The 5,780-nt window shown below is 69.4% G+C and carries 5 protein-coding genes; 1 reads left to right on the plus strand and 4 read right to left on the minus strand.

Annotated features, from left to right (window positions below):
* Positions 1 to 117: 117 nt before the first annotated feature.
* From ACFW0G_RS39985 to glf, 4 genes are all read right to left on the minus strand, one after another.
* The gene (locus ACFW0G_RS39985; RefSeq protein WP_378330742.1) at positions 118 to 648 is read right to left on the minus strand and encodes a hypothetical protein; all 531 of its coding nucleotides are present in this window, start codon (positions 646 to 648) and stop codon (positions 118 to 120) included.
* A gap of 101 nt (positions 649 to 749) precedes the next feature.
* A complete protein-coding gene (locus ACFW0G_RS39990) occupies positions 750 to 1,730 on the minus strand; it encodes a decaprenyl-phosphate phosphoribosyltransferase (protein ID WP_378330743.1) in 981 nt (326 codons plus the stop codon).
* The gene (locus tag ACFW0G_RS39995; RefSeq protein ID WP_378330744.1) at positions 1,727 to 2,245 is read right to left on the minus strand and encodes a phosphatase PAP2 family protein; all 519 of its coding nucleotides are present in this window, start codon (positions 2,243 to 2,245) and stop codon (positions 1,727 to 1,729) included. Before ACFW0G_RS39995 ends, ACFW0G_RS39990 begins: the two co-directional genes overlap by 4 nt.
* A complete protein-coding gene (gene glf, locus ACFW0G_RS40000; protein ID WP_378330745.1) occupies positions 2,238 to 3,461 on the minus strand; it encodes a UDP-galactopyranose mutase in 1,224 nt (407 codons plus the stop codon). Before glf ends, ACFW0G_RS39995 begins: the two co-directional genes overlap by 8 nt.
* 76 nt (positions 3,462 to 3,537) lie before the next feature.
* Between glf and ACFW0G_RS40005 the strand changes: the two genes are divergently transcribed.
* Positions 3,538 to 5,547 (plus strand): DUF6541 family protein, encoded by a 2,010-nt coding sequence (locus tag ACFW0G_RS40005; RefSeq protein ID WP_378330746.1) that lies wholly within the window; start codon positions 3,538 to 3,540, stop codon positions 5,545 to 5,547.
* Positions 5,548 to 5,780: the final 233 nt, after the last annotated feature.

A 5,780-nucleotide genomic window follows, 5' to 3' on the forward strand; every position in this document is an offset into this window, starting at 1 on the left:
TCTCGTGACCTGCCGCCCGTGCCGACCTCACCACATGCCGTTAAGGCCACCTTACGGGCGTCTGACGCCCGTAAGGTGGCCTTAACGGCACTTCGAGCTGATCCCCTGCCGAGGAAGTCAACCGCCCTGGCCGGGGGCCTCGGAGCCGCCGCGGCCGTTCTGGCCGGGTCCGAAGTTGCCGTGACCGCGCGGGCCGCCGTCACGGTGCTGGTGCATGCGCGCGATACCGGGGCGCTTGCCGTCGTGATGGGTGGCCGCGGCGACGATGCCGACGACCCCGCCGCCGACCACGAGCCCGAGCACCCCGACCGCGACGAGCTGGGTCGCGCGGTGCGCGACGAAGCGGCGGAAGCCACCGGGCTGCCGGGGCTGCGCTGCCGCGGCCGGGGCACCCCACGCGCCTGGCGGCGGCGGAGGTGTCGCACCGGCGGCAGGCGGGGGCGGCGTCGCGCTGGGCGGGGCCTGCTCGGCGTGTTCGGCGGTCTGGTCAGCGGCCGGCTGTTCGACCGTGGGTTGCGGGGCCGCCGAGGATCCCGGCGGCGTGCCCTCGGCAGTTGCCGCGGGCTGTTCGACGGTGGGTTCTCCGGCACCCGCTGGCGGCACGGCACCCGCCGCGGGGTCTCGCGACGGGTCGGCGGGGTGGGTCATTTCATGCTCCTTGAGGTTCACCGGACCGGGCATTTCACCCGGCCCGTCCCCGAGCATGAGCCCGGTTCCTGTGTGAACGCTGTACAGGAGCTGTTGATTGGCTACAGGTAGAACGACAGGAACAGGGTGATGACCAAGACGCCGCCGAGGACCTGGAGCACGCGGTCACGCAGCACGATCTCCTCGGGCTCGCCCCCGTTCCCGCTGTCGACGTCGACCGCGTAACGCAGCACCGCGACCACGAACGGCACCATCGAGACGACCGCCCACACCGAGTTGTGCTCGTGCTGGCGGATCTCGAACGCCCACAGGCAGTAGGACATGATCAGGATCGCCGCAGACGTCGCCCAGACGAACCGCAGGTAGCTCGCCGAGTACTTCTTCAGCGAGGCGCGGATCTTCGCGCCGGTGCGCTCGAAGAGCATGACCTCCGCGTACCGCTTGCCCGCGACCATGAACAGCGAGCCGAACGCGGTGACCAGCAGGAACCACTGCGACATCGGGACCGCGGCCGCGACACCACCGGCGATCGAGCGCATCAGGAAGCCCGAGCCGACGATGGCGAGGTCGACCACCGGCTGGTGCTTGAGGCCGAAGCAGTAGCCGAGCTGCACGGCCTCGTACACCGCGAGCACCACGGCCAGCTGCCAGCTCGCCGCGAACGAGACGCCGAGACCGGCCAGGAAGAACACCGCGGCCGACGCGTAGGCCACCGGGACGGGCACGATGCCCGCCGCGATGGGCCGGTTGCGTTTGGTCGGGTGCGCCCGGTCGGCCTCGACGTCGATCGCGTCGTTGATGAGGTAGACCGAGGACGCCACCAGCGAGAACGCCACGAAGGCGATCGCGGCGGCGAAGAGCAGCCCCGCCCGGTCGGTCGACTTGGAGAAGGCGAAGAACGGCGCCGCGAAGACGAGGACGTTCTTCACCCACTGCTTCGGCCGGGCCGTCTTGACGATCCCGCCGACCAGGCCCAGTGGCCCCTTGGCCGCCGTGACGGGTGCCGCCGGGGCCTCCGGGGTGGAGGTCTCGGCGGCGGGCACGTCACCGCTGTCTTCTAATCGCTCGGTCGTTTCGCTCATATTCGCTTCTTCAGCTTTCGTCGGATTAGACCACCGACCAGGCCCCCTAGAGCCGCTCCGGCCAGTACGTCGGTCGGGTAATGGACGCCGAGCACGAGCCGGGAGGCCAGCATCGGCGGTACCAAGGCGGGCACCAGGTTACGCCCGGTCAATCCGGAGTAGAGCACCGCCGCCGCCGTAGTGGACGTCGCGTGCGAAGACGGGAAGCTCAGCTTGCTCGGCGTCCCGACCAGAACCTCGACGCTCGGGTCGTCCGGTCGCGGCCGCCTGACCACGCGTTTCACCGCGATCGAGGCGGCGTGCGCACCCACCACGCCGCCCGCCGCGATCAGCCAGTCCTTGCGTCGCTTCTTGTCGACGACAGCGCCTAGCAGGCCAAGACCGAACCAGCCGATCGCGTGCTCGCCGAAGTGCGACATGCCGCGCGCGGCTTTCACCGAAGCTTCACTCTTCAGAAAGCCCTGGGCCTTGGCCAGGACCGCGACCTCGCCTGTCGGCGTGCCCTTCTCAAGCATCGATGGACCCGTCGAGAGGCGCGCCATCGGTCAGGTGTGGCGCGATCTTGTTGTCGAACATCGACAGCGCCGACCCGATCGCCATGTGCATGTCGAGGTACTTGTAGGTACCCAGCCGCCCGCCGAAGAGGATGTTCTTCTCGCGTGCCTCGACCTTGGCCAGCTCGCGGTAGGCCTCGAGCTTCTCGCGGTTCTCCGGGGTGTTGATCGGGTAGTACGGCTCGTCGTTCTCGCCCGCGAAGCGGGAGAACTCGCGGAAGATGACCGTCTTGTCCTTCGGGTAGTCCCGCTCCGGGTGGAAGTGACGGAACTCGATGATGCGGGTGTAGGGCACTTCCTGGTCGTTGTAGTTGACGACCGAGGTGCCCTGGAAGTCACCGGTCTCCGCGACCTCGGACTCGAAGTCGACGGTGCGCCAGGTGAACCGGCCCGCCGAGTAGCCGAAGTAGCGGTCCAGCGGCCCGGTGTAGACGGTCGGGGTGCCCGCCGGGATCTGCTCGCGCACGTCGAAGTAGTCGACGTTCAGCCGGATCTCGATGTTCTCGTGCTCGGCCATCTTCTCGAGCCACGCGGTGTACCCGTTGACGGGCAGGCCCTCGTAGGTGTCGTTGAAGTACCGGTTGTCGAACGTGTAGCGGACCGGCAGGCGCGTGATGATGTTGGCGCCCAGGTTCTTGGGGTCGTTCTCCCACTGCTTCGCGGTGTACCCGCGGATGAACGCCTCGTAGAGGGGGCGGCCGATCAGCGAGATGGCCTTTTCCTCGAGGTTCTGCGCGTTCTCGGTCTCGAACTCGGACGCCTGCTTGGCGATGAGCTCGCGAGCCTCGTCCGGGGTGTGCGACTTGCCGAAGAACTGGTTGATCAGGCCCAGGTTCATCGGGAACGAGTAGACCTGGTCCTTGACCCGCGCGAACACCCGGTGCTGGTAGTTCGTGAACTCGGTGAAGCGGTTGACGTACTCCCAGACCCGCTTGTTCGACGTGTGGAACAGGTGCGCCCCGTACTTGTGCACCTCGATGCCGGTCTCCGGGTCGGGCTCGGAGTAGGCGTTGCCACCGATGTGGCTCCGCCGGTCGAGCACGAGGACCTTCTTGCCGAGCTCCGTCGCGGCCCGCTCGGCGACGGTCAGCCCGAAGAAACCGGAGCCGACGACGACGAGGTCGTAACCTGCGAAATCGCGTTCAGTACTGTTGGCGGGGTTCGTGTGCGCGCTCACGGGCGCCCAGGGTACGCAGTCGCTCACCGCGACCCGCACCGACCGTCGTATTTCACCTCGATCCAACAGGGAAGCAGTGCCCACACCCGACGACTTCTGGAGCTATTTCGGCGCGCTCGCCACCTATGTCGGCGTGCTGGCGGTGCCGGGCGGCCTCATCGGGCTGGCGGCGGGCCTGCGCGGCTGGGCCCTGGCCGGGCTCGCGCCGCTGCTCAGCTACACCGTCACCGGACTCGCCGGCCCGTGGCTGGCGAAAATTCATCTCCCGTACAACACCCTCAGCGTCGCCGGCTGCACGCTGCTGATCGCGGGCGTCGTGTACGGGCTGCGCAGGCTCGCGCTGGCCAGAGGCTGGTCCTCCCCCGGCGCGGCCGAACCGGGGGTGACCTGGACACGCCGCGCGCACGTCGCCGTCGCGGCCTGCGTCGTGCTGGCCCTCGGCCTGTCGATCATCGCGGTGCTTTCGGCCAAGGGCGGGACGACCGCGGTGTTCCAGCGCTGGGACACCGTCTACCACGCGAACGGCATCCGCTACATCGCCGACACCGGCGACGGCTCGCTCACCGGGATGAGCAAGCTCAACTGGTACCCGGACGGGAACTTCTATCCGAACGGCTATCACCTGGTCGGCGCACTGGTCTACCAGCTTTCCGGCACGACGATCCCGGTCACGCTGAACGCGATCACGATGCCGACCGCTGGGCTCTTCGCGCTGGCGCTGGTCGCGCTGGTCCGCCAGCTCGGCGGGCGGGCGGTGCTCGCGGGCTGCGCCGCGCTGGTCGCCGGGACCGCGACGACCGGTGCCTACGAGCAGGTGTCGAGCGGGCTGCTGCCGTTCGCGCTGGGCATCGTGCTGACGCCGCTCGCGGTGGTCGCGCTTCAGCGGTACCTCGTGCATCCCGACGTCGGGAGCGGCGCGGTGCTGGCGCTGAGCGCGGTCGGGCTGCTCGCCGCGCACTCCAGCGCGTTGTTCGGCGCGATCCTGTTCGCCTTCCCGCTGGTCGTGCAGCGCTGGTACCGCGTGCTGCGGAGCCGCCGCGCCGACGGCGTCGCCGAGGGCAAGGGGCTCGGCCGCGTCGTCGGCGGGGACCTGCTGCGGATGCTGCCGGTGATGGTGGTGGCGGGCGTGCTGGCGTCGCCGATGATCTTCGGAGCGATCGGCTTCACGTCGAGTTCGTACCCGTATCACCCGTGGGGTTCGCATCTGCCGGTGCTCAAGTCGCTGGCACTGCTCGCCACGTTCCACCAGGTGCTGCCCGACCCGCAGCTCTGGCTGACCGCCCTGTTCGCGGTGGGGGTGCTGAGCTTCCTCGCGCTGGGCAGGATGCGCTGGTTGCTGCTCTCGGCGATCGGGCTGAGCACGTTGTTCGTGCTGGTCGCGTCCTACGGCGACACCGAGTGGGTGATCGCGCTTTCGCGGCCGTGGTGGAACGACCGGTACCGGCTGATGGCACTGGCCGCGATCCCGCTGTGCCTGCTGGCGGCGCACGGGATGGCCCAGCTGCAGCGCTGGCTCGCCAAGCTCGTCACCCGGCGTGGGTGGCTGCGAGCGCGGCCGCGGCTGACCGCCCGGTTCGGCCTTGTCAGCGCGGCGCTGGTGGTCGCGCTGTTCGCGGTGGTGACCGGCGGATTCTTGAACACCGCGAACGCGAAAGCGGTTTCCCTGCTCTACTACAACGGGCTGCCCGGCGAGGTCGTGCCGCCGGTCAGCGCCGACGAGCTGGCGGCGATGGCCGAGCTGGGCCGGATGCACATCCCGGCGGACGAGAAGGTGCTCAACGACCGGCTCGACGGCACGGCGTGGATGTACGCGATCGCCGGGGTGCACCCGGTGGCCGCGCACTACGACGCCGGGGTGCCGCCGAAGGACGCCGCGTACCTGGCGCTGCACTTCCGCGAGTACGACACCGACCCCGAGGTGCGGGCCGCGGTGCGGCGGCTGAACATCCATCACGTGCTGAGCGGGAGCGGCTCGATCGTGGTGGGCGGGCTGCCCTCGCCGGGGTTGCGAAACCTGGACGGGCTGGACTTCCTGCGCCGCGACTACGCCAATCCCGGCGCGGCGATCTACACGATCGTGAAGTGACTAAGAAACACGGTGGTCTGAACCGAAGCACCACTCAAGGCGACACGCCTCGCGCGCTGGGGGTCCGGGGGTTATCCCCCGGGTAGATACTGCGGGCACCGGGAGCAAAGGCCGAAGGGCTTGCGAACAGCAAGCCCCGCCGCGGGCGACGCGTGCCCCGGCCGCCCAGGCGCGGTGAACCGGCCAGCCCCCGCCGCGAAAGACCCCGGGGTGGATTAAGGGCGCCCCCCCAA

Source organism: Amycolatopsis sp. NPDC058986, from assembly GCF_042741125.1.
GTDB lineage: Bacteria > Actinomycetota > Actinomycetes > Mycobacteriales > Pseudonocardiaceae > Amycolatopsis.